Genomic DNA, 15,576 nt, shown 5'->3' with positions numbered 1-15,576 from the left:
AAATACGGAACCTCAAATACCAAAATCTTTAAACTTTAAAACGCGCAGTCAGCCCGGCCAGATTATCCGACAGGATCAGCAGGCGCTCACTCTGGTGAGAAGAACGCTCCGCACCATCGGTGGTCTGGGTGGTAATGGTGTGAATCTCACTCAGACTGTGGCTGATATCCGCCACGGTGACGCTCTGCTGATCGGTCGCGGTGGCCACCTGCGCATTCATCTGACTCATGGAGTGCACGGTATCACTCACCTGATGCAGCGCTTCAAGGCTGGTATTCAGCTGCTGACTGTACTGAGTCGCTTCTTCACTGCAACCGGACAGGGTGCTGGCGGCTTCCTGAGCACCTTCCTGCAGACGCAGGATGATGTTTTCGATCTCACCCACAGATTCCTGTGTACGGGAGGCCAGAGAACGCACCTCATCAGCCACTACCGCAAAGCCACGCCCTGCTTCACCGGCACGGGCTGCCTCGATAGCGGCGTTAAGCGCCAGAAGGTTAGTTTGTTCAGCTACGGAGCGAATCACATCGATCACATCACTGATGCCATCGCTGCGCTCTTTAAGATCGGCAACCTGCTGCATGGAGACCTGAACCTGATCCGCAAGATGAGCAATCGCCTGACGACTCTCTTCCAGATCATGATGACTGGAGTGCAGCACCTCTTCGGCCTGCTGGGCACTAACCCGGGTTTGTTCGGCATGTTCCGCCACTTCACGGGCACTGGCCTCCATCTCGCTAGCGGTCGCAGCCAGACGGTTGGTCTGGGTGCTCTGCTGCTCGGCACCGGTCAGGGTTTGCTCACCGATGGTCTGGCTGATCTGAGCCGCTTCATGCACTGACTGAACGGTATGGCTGATCTGATCTACCAAATCGTGCAGATGCTGCGCCAGTGTGTTGGTACTGACCGCAACCTGAGTAATCTCGTCGTTACCTTCCACAGGAACACGGGTGGTCAGATCCCCTTCGGCAATACGACCAATCGCACCTACAAGACGCGCCAGAGCTTTCTGCAGATAACGGATCAGGCGAATACCCAGCACCAGTGACAGCAACATAGCTGCCAGTGCACCTATCACAATAATGCTTTTGCCCTGAGCCAGAGTTTCCAGCGTGCTGGCGGTTGCACTCCCCGCCTGTTCACGGGCGGTTTGAATAAAGGTAGCGATCTGTTGTTCACTCTGGGCAACCAGCTGTTCGATCTGACTCAGCAGCTGTTCCGATTCCTGCATCGCTTTCAGCGCTGCCAGATGCTGCTGCATGCTGAGTTCAGGCTGAACAAGTTGCTCTTTGTAGGGCTGCCAGGTTTCGTTCAGGATGGTGGCGACCTCTTTATCCAGTGCCGGTGTTTTGGCGATCGCTTTGTCGATGGAAGCCAGTTTACGTTCAATATCAACAGCTGCGGCCTGAGCTGCCTGATAGTCGCTCATCTGCAGCAACTCACGCACGCCGGTATTCATAAAGGCGATATCGTCACGAATCGGTTTCAGAAGCGACAGGTATTCGTAACGGTATTCTTCAAACAGCAGGTCTTCGAGGGTGTAGCCCATCTCAGAAGTGAGGTATTTAAAATCACGACTCTGGGCTTCAACAATCTCCAGCCCATGATGATAAGTCACCTGTGCCTGAACCATGCGGGCAGCCAAACGGAAGATCTCAGCGCTCAGCTGTTCCGCCTCAGCAACACCTTTCACGCCAAGGGTTTTCAGCTGGCCGAAGTCCTGTTCAAACTCCTGCCCCAGAGCATTAAGACGGTTTTCAATAACGGTTTTATCGGCCTGCTGCCCGGAGAGTAGCTGAAGTAACAGGTATTTGGTTTCGGCCAGATTGCCCCGCAGATTGCCACTCAGATAAACCCGTGGCGAAGCCTTATTGACGACAACACCCACATCGCGACCGACGGAGTTAAAACTGTAGTAAGCACTGGCAGAGGTCAGCATAAAGAGCAGCAATATCAGCCCGAGGGTCAGGGTAATTCGCTGACTGACAGAAAGGGACGCGAAACGGGAAAAGCCACGGTTTTCAGCGGCAGAAGGAGTCGATGCCATGGATGCAGTAACTGGCATATTCGTTTACCTCGTGCAGCACAAACGCTGCCCAGAATAGGGTTTGCCGACAATATGGGGGGATGCCGGATCGTTATTATTGGAAGTTAGTTTTTCAGAGGAACGTGGCGGTTACCGCCTTATTATTATCGTGTGCCAACGGAACAGTCACGACTGCCCCGTTGGTTTACAGCCTGATCAGGCCTGAGGAGCACGCTTGGTCAGGAAGTCTGCCATCCAGTGCGCCACCATCACAGAATCGGTCTGAGCGTCTTTCTCGTTAACCGTCGCCAGACCCAGCTCTGCGGTTTCATCCGGGATCACAGCCCCCTTACGCAGGGAGATCAGCTGATTTTCGTAGCTTATATTGAATTCCGGGTGCGCCTGGAACGTCAGGATACGGTCGTCGTAAACCAGACCCGCAAAGCTGCAGAAATCCGAGGAAGCGAATACCTGAGCATTATCAGGCAGAGACAGCACCTGATCCTGGTGCATCGCGCTGATGCAGAACGAGGAAGGAGCACCTTTCAGGAAATCAAACGCAGGCTTCACTTCGTAGCTGTGCAGACCCACACCCCAACCACCGGCGTATTTATCAACACGACCACCGAAAGCGTCAGCAACGATCTGGTGACCGAAGCAGATACCCACCATAGGACGGTTCGCCGCGTGGATTTCAAGAATCAGTTCTTTCAGCTGCTGCATCCATGGCAGGTTCTGATACACGTTGAACTTGGAGCCTGTGATGATCCAGCCGTCACAGTCAGTCGCACCACCCGGGAAGCGGCCTTCACGGACATCAAAAACCTGATATTCAAAGCTGTGACCAGACTGTTGGAACAGCTGTACAAACATGTCCGCGTAAGAACCATACTCGTTCAGTAACTCATCTGGCGTAATACCGGTCGCCAAAATACCAATTTTCATTTTAAGCACCTGTTGGGCTGTATTGTTGCAGTAATAAAAGGGGGATTCCGGCGTAAAAAGGCCGAAACAACCCCTGACATCCGCCTCCCCTTAAAAACAGGGGAAAGCAGATGCCTGAAATAAATCATGGATAAAAGTAACGCAGAATAAGGTCTTGTCTGCCGGATGAGGTTCAACGCAACCCGATCCGGCAAAGCACTGCTATTTTCAGACGAAAACGCTGTTATTTTCGGACGACAGCACTCGTCATTATCTGCCGAAAGCCGTTATCAGTTATCCGGCTGAGCCAGCAGACGAGCCTGACGGCGCATCTGGTACATGGCTCCGATCACGCCCAGCGCAACCACCAGAATCATCAGGGTTGCCAGAGCATTCACTTCCGGGGTTACACCCAGACGTACTTTGGAGAAGATCACCATTGGCAGGGTGCTGTTACCCGGGCCAGATACGAAGCTGGCGATAACCAGATCGTCCAGAGACAGGGTAAAGGACAGCAGCCAACCGGAGATAATCGCCGGAGAGATCAGAGGCAGTGTCACCAGGAAGAACAGGGAGGATGGCTTAGCGCCCAGATCCATCGCCGCTTCTTCCAGAGACTCATCCATAGAGGACAAACGTGCCTGCACGATCACCGCCACATACGCCATACAGAAGGTGGTATGCGCGATAATGATGGTGCCGGTGCCACGTCCTGCCGGCCAGCCAAAGGCCGATTCCATCGCCACAAACAGCAGCAGCAGAGACAGACCTGTGATCACTTCCGGCATTACCAGAGGTGCGGAGATCCAGCCGGACAGAATCATCTTGCCGCGGAACGGCCCGAAGCGACTCAGGACAAAACCTGCCATGGTGCCCAGCACCACCGCCAACGTGGCGGTGATAAAGGCGATCTCAAAGCTGAGCAGAGCCGCATCGATAATCTGTTCGTTATTGAACAGCTCCACGTACCATTTCAGCGACCAGCCACCCCAAACCGTTACCAGTTTGGAGGCGTTAAAGCTGTAAACGATCAGCGCGATAATCGGAGCGTAGAGAAAGAGAAAACCCAGACCCGCACTTGTATTCAGAAATAGTGAACGGCGTTTCATTATACGGCCCCCTCTTTGCCCTGGCTGTTGCGGATCAGCATGATCGGCAGTACCAGAATAATCAGCATTACTACGGCTACAGCAGATGCCATCGGCCAGTCACGGTTCAGGAAGAACTCATCCCAGAGCACACGGCCAATCATCAGGGTGTCGGAACCACCCAACAGAGCCGGAATCACGAACTCACCCACCGCCGGGATAAACACCAGCAGACAGCCAGCAATCACACCCGGCATCGCCAGAGGCAGGGTGATCAGGAAGAAGCTCTGATAAGGGCGTGCGCCCAGATCTTCTGCCGCTTCCAGCAGGGTCATATCCATTTTTTCCAGTGCGCTGTACAGCGGCAGCACCATAAAGGGCAGGTAGGTATAAACGATACCGATATAAACCGCGAAGTCGGTCTGCATCATGATCAGCGGCTGATCGATCAGCCCCATGCTCATCAGTGTCTCGTTGATCAGACCGTTCTTTTTCAGCAGTCCCATCCAGGCGTAAACACGCAGCAGGAAAGAGGTCCAGAAAGGCAGAATCACCAGAGCCAACAGCAGGGCACGCATAGAACCTTCACTACGAGCCATCAGGTAAGCGATCGGGAACGCCACCAGCAGGGTAAAGAAGGTCGAGATCGCCGCTACCTTGATGGAGCTCAGGTAAGCGCTGAGGTAGAAATCATCTTCCAGCAGGAAGAGATAGTTACTCAGGCTGAGCTTTAAGGTGACGTAGGCTTCTTCGAGGTTCCAGTCCAGAATCGGTGTATAAGGCGGAACCGCAATGGCCGCCTCAGACAGAGAGATTTTGAACACCACCACAAACGGGATGAAGAAGAAGATTGCCAGCCACAGGTAAGGCACGGAAACAACAGAGAAGCGTCCCCAGTTTACCCGGCTGAAAAAGTTGTACTTCGTCATCTTCCCGTAGGAATCATTGATCCACGCAATCTTGGAAGTACTCATGACGTTAACACCACACAGCTGTCCATATCCCACGACAGATAGACGTTGTCGTCCCAGGTGAAGCGGCCACCGGATTCACGGTTGGTGTTAGGCTGGGTTACACGAACCTCTTTGCCACTGGCCAACTTCACTTTGAATACCGACAGGCTGCCCATGTAGGCGATGTCCAGAATGGTGCCCTGTACGCAATTGTATTTCTGATCCGGACGGTTTTCCGTAACACGGATCTTCTCCGGACGAACGGCAACGTGAACGTCCTGATTTGGCGCACAGCTGATGCCGTGGTTTACGCAAAGTTCTGCACCGGCTTCCGGTGAGGTCACACACACAGTATCCGGCTCATCAACGGTAACCTGACCTTCGAACAGGTTCACCGAGCCGATAAATTCCGCCACAAAACGGCTGTTCGGATATTCGTAAACATCCTGAGGTTCATCGGTTTGTACGATAACGCCGTGATTCATTACACCGATGCGGGAGGCCAGCGTCATCGCTTCCTCCTGGTCGTGGGTTACCACAACAAAGGTCACACCCAGCTCATCCTGAATGTTGATCAGTTCGAACTGCGTTTCTTCACGCAGCTTTTTGTCCAGAGCGCCCAGAGGCTCATCAAGCAGTAACAGTTTCGGGCGTTTGATCAGAGAGCGGGCCAAAGCCACACGCTGACGCTGACCACCGGACAGTTGATTCGGTTTACGTTTGCCCAGATGACCCAGCTGAACCAGATCCAACATTTCGGCAACACGTTTTTTAACTTCAGCTCCGCGAACACCTTCACGCTTCAGACCGAATGCCACGTTCTCCGCGACGGTCAGGTGAGGAAAGAGTGCGTAAGACTGGAACATCATATTAACCGGACGGTTCCATGGCTGAATGCCTGCCATGTCCACGCCGTCGATCAGAATGCGACCACTGGTCGGCGCTTCAAAACCTGCCAGCATGCGCAGCAGCGTACTTTTGCCAGAGCCTGAGCCACCCAGCAAACAGAAGAGTTCGTTTTTGTAGATATCCAGCGAGATGTTGTCTACCGCGGTAAAATCGTCGAATTTTTTTGTAATGTTTTCGATCTGAACAAACGGCTTGGCATCACTTTTCCAGTTAGGAACCTTGATGGTCGCCTGTTCGCTGATTTGGCTAGGATCTATATGTTGCGGAGAAGTCATAAAACACTCGACTCTTTTAATATTGTTATTGTTCAAGGCCTCCCGCCACAAAGGCGGAAGGCCTCTGACCTTTACCGGCCTGTTTTAATATTGACCCAGGTACGGGTTAACAGACGGTCGAATCTTGCAGTGTGCGCTTTCTGAGCAAACAGCTTGGCTTTAACCGCGTCAGAAGGATAGATTCCAGGGTTGGAGATCACATCTTCGTTCAGCAGAGGCTCAGCTGCTTTGTTAGGAACGGCGTAGTAAACGTAGTTGGAGATACCCGCTGCCGTTTCGCCTTTCAGAACATAATCAATAAATTTGTGTGCAGCTTCCGGATGCGGTGCATCAGCAGGAATTGCCATCAGGTCGAACCAGATCAGCGTACCCTCTTTCGGGATCGCGTAGCTGATGTTTACGCCCTGACCAGCTTCCTCTGCACGGCTCTGAGCCTGCAGGATGTCACCGTTGTAGCCCAGTGCGACACACACATCGCCATTAGCCAGATCTGAGATGTATTTACCGGAGTGGAAGTACTTGTAGTCACCACGAACTTTTTCCAGCACCTCAGCACCTTTTTTCAGGTCTGCTTTGCTTTCAGAGTTCGGATCAACACCTGCGTAGTTTTGTGCGATAGACATCACTTCCGCCGGTGAATCCAGTACACCAATACCGCAGTCTTTCAGTTTAGCGGTTACTTCCGGGTTAAAAATCAGATCCAGAGTATCAAATTCCATATCACCCAAACGGGCTTTTACAGCATCAACATTGTAACCCAGACCGATAGTTCCCCATGCGTAAGGCACATTGTGCAGGTTGCCTTCGTCATGCTTGGAAATCTTCTCAACCAGAGCAGCGTCCAGATTCGCCAGGTTGGTCAGCTTGGATTTGTCGATTTTGCTGTAGATACCGGCCTGCAGCTGACGCTCCAGGAAAGCACCGGTTGGTACGACCAGGTCGTAACCGGAACCACCCGCCATCAGCTTGGCTTCCAAAACCTCGTTACTGTCATAAACATCGTAGTTAACCTTGATGCCTGTCTCTTTTTCAAAGCGCGAAACAGCTTCCGGCTCAATGTAGTCAGACCAGTTATAGATGTTCAGAACTTTGTCACTGGCAACCGCGTTACCGGCTAACAGTACAGAGCATACAGAAAGGGTTAGGGCTTTTTTTATTGTCATGTTCAGTTCCTCTGAAAGCACGTCCGATCAAGGTGTCGTGCATTTATTTTTCTAGTGTGTATTACGGGTTATTTCATTCGTATTCCTAAATTTTCCAGCCGGGAGATCCGGAGATCTTCCGGTCTGAATTCGTTTACCGTCACCGATGGCATCCCAAGATGTCATCGGCGACCTTAATCACGTTAATTCCCTGCAGACCGGTTCAGACGGCTTACAGGTATGCCTCATATTCCACATCGGAAATGCGGCTCTGAATCTTGCGTTGTTCCTGCTCTTTGGCAGCGGAGAACACACGTACAAAGGATTCACCCATGTACTCTTTCAGCACTTCACTCTCTTTCAGAGCTTCAGTGGCATCATCCCAACGGGTCGGCAGACGCGGCAGATCACGCTCTTCTGCTTCGGCATAAGCATCACCTTCAATCGGGGAAGGTGGCTGCAGTTTGTTCTCGATACCGTACAGAGCACCGGCAAGAACAGAAGCCAGCACCAGGTATGGGTTCGCATCTGCACCGGATACACGGTGTTCGATACGACGGGCTACCGGCTCACTCTCAGGTACACGCAGTGCTACGGTACGGTTCTCGTAACCCCAGCTTGCAAAGGTAGGCGCGTGTGCACCGGCTGCAAAACGACGGTAAGAGTTCAGGTGCGGCGCGAAGATCAGCATGCTGTCGGCCATGGTTTCCATCAGACCGGCGATGGCGTGGCGCAGCAGGTCAGAACCGGCATCAGTGCCATCGTCAAACACGTTGTTGCCGTTTTCATCGATCAGACTGAAGTGAACGTGGAAACCGTTACCGCTCTTGTCGGCATAAGGCTTAGCCATAAAGGTCGCACCGAAGTCGTGCTTACGGGCCACACCTTTCACCAGACGCTTGAACAGGTTGGCGTGATCGCCAGCCAGAGCCGGATCAGCAACGTGCATCAGGTTGATTTCAAACTGGCCGGGGCCTAATTCGGAGATAATGGTGTCAGCCGGAATGCCCTGTTCGATACAGGCGCTACGTACTTCACCAAAGAAGGAAGCCAGACCATCCATCTCTTCGATGGAGTAGCAGTCAGTGTCGTACAGACGACGACCGTGGCCTTCAGCCAGAACCGGTGGCTCTGGGACCTGACGTTTTTCGGACTTGCCGTCCAGCAGATAGAACTCAAGCTCGGTAGCCATAACCGGGGTCAGGCCCAGCTCTTTAAAGCGTGCAACAATGTTCAGCAGAATCTGACGCGGGTCCGCATCAAACGGCTTGCCATCGGGATCAAACATCATTGCCAGAATCTGGTTACGTGGCGCTTCAGCCCAAGGCACATTCACTGGCTCAGGGTGAACCGGCATGCAGATACCGTCGCTGTCACCGGTCTCAAATACCAGACCGTTTTCCAGTACGTCATCGCCCCAGTGGTCGAAGCCGATTACAGAGCGCGGTAGCTTAACGCCCTCTTTGAATACTTTTTTCTGAGCGCTGCCCGGCATACGTTTTCCGCGCAGGTTACCGTTCAGATCAGTGATGAACAGATCGAACTCGTTGTGCTCAGCACTGGTCGGTACGAAGCTTTTGATATCGCCATTAAAATTTGCAGACATTTTTTTATCTCTCTTATAAAACTTTTTCGAAACGCTTACCGATGACCTGAACCCAGGTTTGAGGTTGTCATCCGGCCAAATAAATTCAGCTTAGCTACCCCCTGATGCCAGCCCTCTAATTAAAGGCAGTGTGACCTGCATCAGGTAAACTTTTATTTATTTGTGATCACATTTCGTGGTATTGATATGATCACAAATAAATAACCCGGTCAATCAATCCGATTAAAGATTTTATTTCGCACCAAATTGGTGATCACAAACCCGGGATTGCACCTTTTTTGTGATACCCTGCCCCTGCAAAATGCAGGGCTAATCCGGCATTATTACTGCTCCGGATTTGGCGAAGCCGGGACGATGTCCAAACACTCCATTCAGAAAAACAACAAACAAGCAGAGTCTTGAACAGATACGGGATCAGGCGGCCAATAATGGACAAGAAATCACCGATACAAATTACATTAACCAAGCGCGACGAAGCTGTAACTATCACCCAGTGGGTATATAGCACTTTGCGTAACGCAGTAATGAACGGCCAGATACTCCCAGGCCGTGCTCTGACCATACGGGAGCTGGCCACCATACTGGATGTCAGCCCTATGCCGGTTCGTGAAGCCCTGCGCCAGTTGGCAGCAGAAAATGCGCTGGAGATTCAGGGGAATCGTCGTGTGATCGTACCCAAGATGACGGCGATGAAGTTCAGCGAACTATGCGAAGCCCGCATCAACCTTGAGTCCCACGCGGCAGCCCGCGCCCTGCCCTATATCGATAATGAAAAGCTGGCAGAGCTGATCGCACTGGATAAAGAGATTGATGAGGCACAGGACAATGGCGACCTGGAGCAGATCACCATCCGCAACCAGCGCTTCCACCGCAGACTCTACACCGCCAACCCCCATCAGGTTACCCTGCCTTTGATTGAGAGTTTGTGGTTGCAGCTGGGGCCCTTTATGAAGCTGGCCAACTCCCGCCTCAAAGAGCACTACACCATTGATCGCCATAATGAAGCCTTGGAAGCGATTACTAAGAAAGACGCTTTGGCATTGCAGATGGCCATTGCATCAGATATTCGTGAAGGTTTTGCTTTTGCCGGTACGCCGGAGCTTTTGTACAACTTTATCGAGCAGGCCGCTGCTGACGCGATTTAAGGGGCAAACCGAAAAAGCCCTGCACAAAAAAAGAGGTGATGAGCCACTCCGGCTCATCACCTCCCCTTACCAACAGTTTTAGCAACACCATTTGCCAACCACTAAAACCAGCTGCTACAACCAACCGTTAAGACCAAAATTTAACCTTCAAAATCATAAGGTTAGAAAAACACTGACTCCCCTTCCTATTTCAACTCCTGGCAGCAAACCAAACCCTCTCTATTTTTGTGATCACATTTTAAAAGCGATCTGACGGCTCAATTACCGCAGAAAGCATCAACATCCCTGAATCACGGGTAATTTCGCTAAAACACCACTCGCGAGATAACCCCATAAAAATCAGCAGGTTAGCCAAAACCACTTCTTTTGTGATCAAAATTTAATACCAGATTGTTTGACTTTTCTTTTTTGTGATCACAAAATGCAATCAAGTTGATTAAGACACCTTGGGTTAAACCCCAAATATTGATCACAAAATATGCTTTCGCGATCAGCTTCAATTGACCAACTTTGATCGTGCAAAGCTTTATTAAGAATTCATAAGCTCAGTTCAACAGCATCCGCAGCTACCGCAGGATGCCGTTACCGCGCAATAACCAGAGGATTAGCAAATGGCTGCTGAAAACAACAACACCCTAGAGTGGCAGGCACTGGACGCGAAACACCACCTGCACCCATTTACCGATACCGGCGCTCTGAACAAGAAAGGTGCCCGTGTTATCACTAAAGCAGAGGGTGTTTACCTGTGGGACAGTGAAGGCAAGAAGATGCTGGACGGCATGGCTGGCCTTTGGTGTGTGAACATGGGTTATGGTCGTCAGGAACTGATCGACGCTGCCTACGAGCAGATGAAAACCCTGCCGTTCTACAACACTTTCTTCCAGACCACTCACGTACCGGCGGCAAAACTGGCTCAGGCTATTGCTGAGGTAACTCCGGGTGATCTGAACCGCATCTTCTTCGCGAACTCAGGCTCTGAAGCGGTTGATACCATTATCCGTCTGACCCGTACTTACTGGGCGTCTCAGGGTAAGCCGTACAAAAACATCCTGATCAGCCGTGAAAATGCTTACCACGGCAGTACTGTGGGTGGTGCAAGCCTTGGCGGTATGAGCGGTATGCACAAGCAAGGCATCCCTATGGTGGGTGGCATTGAGCATATCCGTCAGCCTTACTGGTACGGTGAAGGTGGCGATATGACCGAAGAAGAGTTCGGTCTGGCCTGTGCTAAAGCACTGGAAGAGCGCATTCTTGAAGTAGGCCCGGACAATGTTGCGGCCTTTATCGGTGAGCCGATTCAGGGTGCAGGTGGTGTTATTATGCCACCAGCGAACTACTGGTCTGAAATTCAGAAGATCTGTAAGAAGTACGACATTCTGCTGGCAGCTGACGAAGTGATCTGTGGCTTCGGTCGTACCGGTAGCTGGTTCGGTTCCCAGACTCTGGATATCAACCCGGACATCATGTCCATGGCGAAAGGTCTGTCTTCCGGTTACCTGCCAATCTCTGCAGTTGCAGTGGGCGATCGTATCGCTAAAGCGCTGGATACTATGGGCGAAGACTTCAACCACGGCTTCACCTACTCCGGTCACCCGGCTGCTGCAGCGGTTGCTCTGGCTAACATCGAACTGATGAAGAAAGAGAACATCGTTGAGTACGTGGCTAACGATATCGGCCCATACTTCCAGGAGAAACTGCGTGAAACCCTGCAGGATCACCCACTGGTGGGTCATATCAACGGTGTGGGTCTGATTGCTGGTTTCGCACTGGTGAAAGACAAAGCCACTAAAGAGCTGTTCCCATCTGATATCGATGTGGGCTACATCTGCCGTGAGCACTGCTTCAACAATGGTCTGATCATGCGCGCCGTAGGCAGCCGTATGGTTCTGTCACCACCTCTGGTGATCACCCGTGAAGAAGTGGATGAGCTGTGCGCCAAAGCGAAACAGTGTCTGGATCTGACACTGGAATCTGTGAATCAGCTGTAAGCGCCTGAAATAAGATCGCCCGGACAACTGCCCGGGCGATCTCATAAAAATACAATTCAAACCCATAAAAACAACAATAAAACCATGCAATTAATCCAACCAAACCGGATAATCAGAAGCAGGTTTTTCTCAGCTACAGCGTCTGACACTACAAGCCAAACCAGACCGACAAGACAAACCGACCCCACATTACACACTGCTGCAACCGGAGTGACATCCCCCATGCAAACCAAGAATCATCCGGAGCTTATATCGCCCACCTGTGCAAGGGATATCGCATCGCTGATCCACCATATCAAGGTTCCCAGCTTTATGCCGGTACTTGAAGAGGTGCTCAGCAACCACTGTAATTTCGACACCATTCTGGTCGTGACTTATAAAAAGTCTTTAAAGCCGATTATTCTGCATCCCAAAGATCCTGCAGAGCACAGCCCGACACTGAAGGCTTATATCGAAAAGGCTTATATCCTTGATCCTCTGTTCAACAGCATCAGTGGCGGTATGGGCGCGAACGTCTCCCGTCTGGTGGATATCGCACCGGATTCCTTTGACCAGACCGAGTACTACCAGTCCTGCTACCGTAAATTCGACTTAGTCGATGAGGTGAATCTCACGATCCCTCTGACCCAGAACACGACTTGTGCCATCGCTTTGGGACGCAAAACAGCACTGGGCACCATCACCCGTGCTGAGCTGAACCGTCTGAAAAGTATCTTCCCGGTGATTGAAGCTCTGATCCAGCAGTTCTGGCAGGCGCAATCCGGCGAATTTGTACAGTATGAGAAGTCCGCAGGCCCGATCAAACAGGCGCTGAAAACCTTCGCCAGCGGCGTACTGACTCAGCGTGAGCAGGAGATTCTCGGTCTGATCCTGCAAGGGCACTCCTCAAAAGCGATCGCTGATATTCTCAGCATCAGTGTCGGCACCGTTAAAGTTCACCGTAAGAACATTCACAGCCGCCTGAACACCTCGACTCAGTCGGAAATCTTTACCCTGTTCCTGAGCCACCTGAATAGTCTTGAAAGTTAATAGCCTAGAAAGTTAATAGCCTGGAAAGTGAAGTCTCGTTTTCTCTATAGTGTCCAGGGCAAGGATGCCCGTCCTTTTCAATCAACCTCTGAAACCCTTCCACGCACCAAAAATGAGCGCTCAGGACTGACATTCGGGCAAAAGCAATTGATAATAAAAAGATTCTTTTGCCTGGAGGCATTCAGTGAAACCACTCATTCTGTCCCTATTTCTGTTTTTTTCCGCATCCAGCGTTTTGGCATCAGGTACAGTCACTCAATACCCGTTTTCCAATGACTACCCTGACTCTTTTGAAAGCAATCTGACAACAAAAGATTCTGAACAGAATGAGCTGACGGTCGGAGAAACCCTTTTCTATATAGGCCTTGCTGAAGGGCTTATCGCAACGAATGCCTGGCTGGCATCAGAATCGCCCAACACCTATGGGGTAGTTGCCGCTCTGCTTTTCCCCTTAGGAGCCGTCAACTCCACCAGTGACCATCAGTTTTGGGGGAGTCTTCTGATCGGGGAAAGCATCGCTTTTTACAACATATCTCTGGATGAAGATAAGGTCAGCAAAGACGAAGTGTTTACTAACAATATGATCGCATGGCACCTGGCTATCGTTGGTCTTGCCGCTATTGACTGGATGTCAGATGACGAACCGCCTTCTCTGTTCATGCAACCCACTCTGGATGGCGGTGCACTACTTACTTATAAAGTCCGCTTCTGAGCCTGCCTAAAAGCCAGCTTAAGACTACTCCCTGAAACGCTGCCGGAACTCCCCCGGGGTTAACCCCATGATACGGACAAAGAGTTTGCGGCAGGCTCCGGCATCTTCGTAGCCGACATCCCGGGCGATGGTTTCGAAGGGAACCCGGCTCTCTTCCAACAGATCGCAGGCTTTTTGAATGGCAAAGCGCTGCATATAGTTTTTTGGTTTTAGTCCGGTGGCTTTTTCAAAACGGCGCAGAAAGGTGCGCTCCCCCAGATGCACCTGCTGCGCCAGCTCGGCAACAGATGGTAATGCGGGGAATTGCTCCGCAATTTTCTCCTGAGCCGATACGATCACCTCATCCCCATGCTGCAGATCCGGTCGGAAGCGACGATAAAAACTCTGCGCCCTGCGTCCGGTATCCACCACCAGATATTTCCCCAATAAAGGCACAACCCCGGGTTCGGTAAACCGTGAGATCACTTCAAAACCCAGATCTAGCCAGGACATCATGCCACCGGCAGTGACCAGTGATCCCTCATCAACAATGATCTGATCCAGATCGAGAGTCACCTCAGGATGTTGTTGCCGGAACAGGCTCTCAAAGCCCCAGTGAGTGGTCGCACGCCTGCCATTAAGCAATCCGGTTGCCGCCAGAATAAAGCTCCCGGCGCAGGCAGAGCAGATCAGGCTCTTGCTATCTGCCTGCTGCTGGATCCAATCGGTTAGTGCTGCAGGCGGCTCACGATAGAACTCACTGCGCTGTCCCGGAGGTAAAATCACCACCTGAAACCCCTGACTCAGTATCGCCTCATCAGCATTGAAGCCTTGCTCATCAAAACGGATCAGCTGTGGTTCAAACGCTACCTGCTGCCCCAACTCGCCAGCAACACGATTGGCGAGAATAAACATCTCCTGCAAACCATAAACGGCAGACTTCAAGCTATCGGGATAAACAAGAATGGCAACGGATACCACAGCAACACCTCGTTTTCAGCGGGACAAAGATAAGACCAAAAGCAGAATGTCATATTTAACCTTAAATCTGTCAATTCAGACACTGATCAGGCTAATTGCAAAATCCTAAACTTACTTTCATCGCTTTAACGGCAAGAACTGATTTTCAGAATAGCGAGCAAAAGACTCAATTAAGAAAGAAGGACGGAGAGCACCATGTCTGAACAAGCCCTTTTGGTTATCGACCCGCAGAACGATTACTTCCCCGACGGTAAGTACCCACTCTGGAATACAGATGTGATTCTGGAAAAGATGAAAGCCGCCATCACACAGGCGCAGGAAAAATCGATCCCTGTGATTCTGATCCGTCATGAAGGTAACGAAAACAGCCCCTTCTTTAATCCCGGAACCGAAGGCGCTGATATTCACCCGGAGATTCAGAAACTGGCTCCCAATGCCCCTGTTATCACCAAGCACTTTGCCGACAGTTTTGAGCAGACGCCGCTGTCCGGTCTGCTAACTGATCTCAGAGTAAAGGAGCTGTTGCTTTGCGGCATGATGACCCAGAACTGCATCACCCATACCGCCCTGTCGAAAATGGCAGAAGGCTACCAGATCAGCGTTTTAAAGGATGCCTGCACCACGGTTGATGCCATGATTCACGGGATCGCGATTAACGGTCTTTCTGTTCGTACCCGATTGATGGATACCGCTGAAATCTGAACCCAGCCTACCAGGCTAAAAGTCCCTTTGTACGAGCCTGGCAAGTATCAGGCTCATACTTCAGCATTGTTTTCTCATACTTGCGTACACCCCAGTGAAATTTTCCTGAATTTCAAA

At 51.3% G+C, this 15,576-nt stretch carries 13 protein-coding genes; 5 read left to right on the top strand and 8 right to left on the bottom strand.

Annotation, left to right across the window (positions count from 1 at the left end):
* Nucleotides 1–28: 28 nt before the first annotated feature.
* The 7 genes from BV405_RS17075 to BV405_RS17045 all read right to left on the bottom strand — a co-directional run bounded on the left by BV405_RS17075 (nt 29) and on the right by BV405_RS17045 (nt 8,923).
* Nucleotides 29–2,065, bottom strand: a complete 2,037-nt coding sequence (locus BV405_RS17075; RefSeq protein ID WP_086482100.1) for a methyl-accepting chemotaxis protein — start codon at nt 2,063–2,065, stop codon at nt 29–31.
* Nucleotides 2,066–2,242: 177 nt separating this feature from the next.
* Complete coding sequence (locus BV405_RS17070) at nt 2,243–2,971, bottom strand: glutamine amidotransferase-related protein (protein ID WP_086482099.1); 729 nt, start codon at nt 2,969–2,971, stop codon at nt 2,243–2,245.
* Between the two features lie 269 nt (nt 2,972–3,240).
* The gene (locus tag BV405_RS17065; protein WP_086482098.1) at nt 3,241–4,059 is read right to left on the bottom strand and encodes an ABC transporter permease subunit; all 819 of its coding nucleotides are present in this window, start codon (nt 4,057–4,059) and stop codon (nt 3,241–3,243) included.
* A complete protein-coding gene (locus tag BV405_RS17060) occupies nt 4,059–5,012 on the bottom strand; it encodes an ABC transporter permease subunit (RefSeq protein WP_086482097.1) in 954 nt (317 codons plus the stop codon). The genes BV405_RS17065 and BV405_RS17060 overlap by 1 nt, the downstream gene beginning before the upstream one ends.
* Nucleotides 5,009–6,175, bottom strand: a complete 1,167-nt coding sequence (locus BV405_RS17055; RefSeq protein WP_086482096.1) for an ABC transporter ATP-binding protein — start codon at nt 6,173–6,175, stop codon at nt 5,009–5,011. Before BV405_RS17055 ends, BV405_RS17060 begins: the two co-directional genes overlap by 4 nt.
* 71 nt (nt 6,176–6,246) lie before the next feature.
* Complete coding sequence (locus tag BV405_RS17050; RefSeq protein WP_086482095.1) at nt 6,247–7,338, bottom strand: polyamine ABC transporter substrate-binding protein; 1,092 nt, start codon at nt 7,336–7,338, stop codon at nt 6,247–6,249.
* Nucleotides 7,339–7,549: 211 nt separating this feature from the next.
* Complete coding sequence (locus tag BV405_RS17045) at nt 7,550–8,923, bottom strand: glutamine synthetase family protein (RefSeq protein WP_086482094.1); 1,374 nt, start codon at nt 8,921–8,923, stop codon at nt 7,550–7,552.
* Nucleotides 8,924–9,351: 428 nt separating this feature from the next.
* Between BV405_RS17045 and BV405_RS17040 the strand changes: the two genes are divergently transcribed.
* The 4 genes from BV405_RS17040 to BV405_RS17025 all read left to right on the top strand — a co-directional run bounded on the left by BV405_RS17040 (nt 9,352) and on the right by BV405_RS17025 (nt 13,797).
* Complete coding sequence (locus BV405_RS17040) at nt 9,352–10,068, top strand: GntR family transcriptional regulator (RefSeq protein ID WP_086482093.1); 717 nt, start codon at nt 9,352–9,354, stop codon at nt 10,066–10,068.
* Nucleotides 10,069–10,679: 611 nt separating this feature from the next.
* A complete protein-coding gene (locus BV405_RS17035) occupies nt 10,680–12,056 on the top strand; it encodes an aspartate aminotransferase family protein (RefSeq protein WP_086482092.1) in 1,377 nt (458 codons plus the stop codon).
* Nucleotides 12,057–12,278: 222 nt separating this feature from the next.
* Nucleotides 12,279–13,085: a LuxR C-terminal-related transcriptional regulator gene (locus tag BV405_RS17030; protein ID WP_086482091.1), complete on the top strand. Its 807-nt coding sequence runs from the start codon at nt 12,279–12,281 to the stop codon at nt 13,083–13,085.
* 184 nt (nt 13,086–13,269) lie between these two features.
* A complete protein-coding gene (locus tag BV405_RS17025; RefSeq protein ID WP_086482090.1) occupies nt 13,270–13,797 on the top strand; it encodes a hypothetical protein in 528 nt (175 codons plus the stop codon).
* 24 nt (nt 13,798–13,821) lie between these two features.
* On the opposite strand, the gene BV405_RS17020 is transcribed toward BV405_RS17025, so the two are convergent.
* A complete protein-coding gene (locus BV405_RS17020) occupies nt 13,822–14,757 on the bottom strand; it encodes a GlxA family transcriptional regulator (RefSeq protein ID WP_245832367.1) in 936 nt (311 codons plus the stop codon).
* A 195-nt stretch (nt 14,758–14,952) separates the two neighbouring features.
* Between BV405_RS17020 and BV405_RS17015 the strand changes: the two genes are divergently transcribed.
* Nucleotides 14,953–15,459, top strand: a complete 507-nt coding sequence (locus BV405_RS17015) for a cysteine hydrolase family protein (RefSeq protein ID WP_086482089.1) — start codon at nt 14,953–14,955, stop codon at nt 15,457–15,459.
* Nucleotides 15,460–15,576: the final 117 nt, after the last annotated feature.

Source organism: Oceanospirillum sanctuarii (genome assembly GCF_002150805.1).
In the GTDB taxonomy this organism is placed as follows: Bacteria; Pseudomonadota; Gammaproteobacteria; order Pseudomonadales; family Halomonadaceae; genus Oceanospirillum; species Oceanospirillum sanctuarii.
This window is presented reverse-complemented; position numbering and strand designations above follow the sequence as displayed.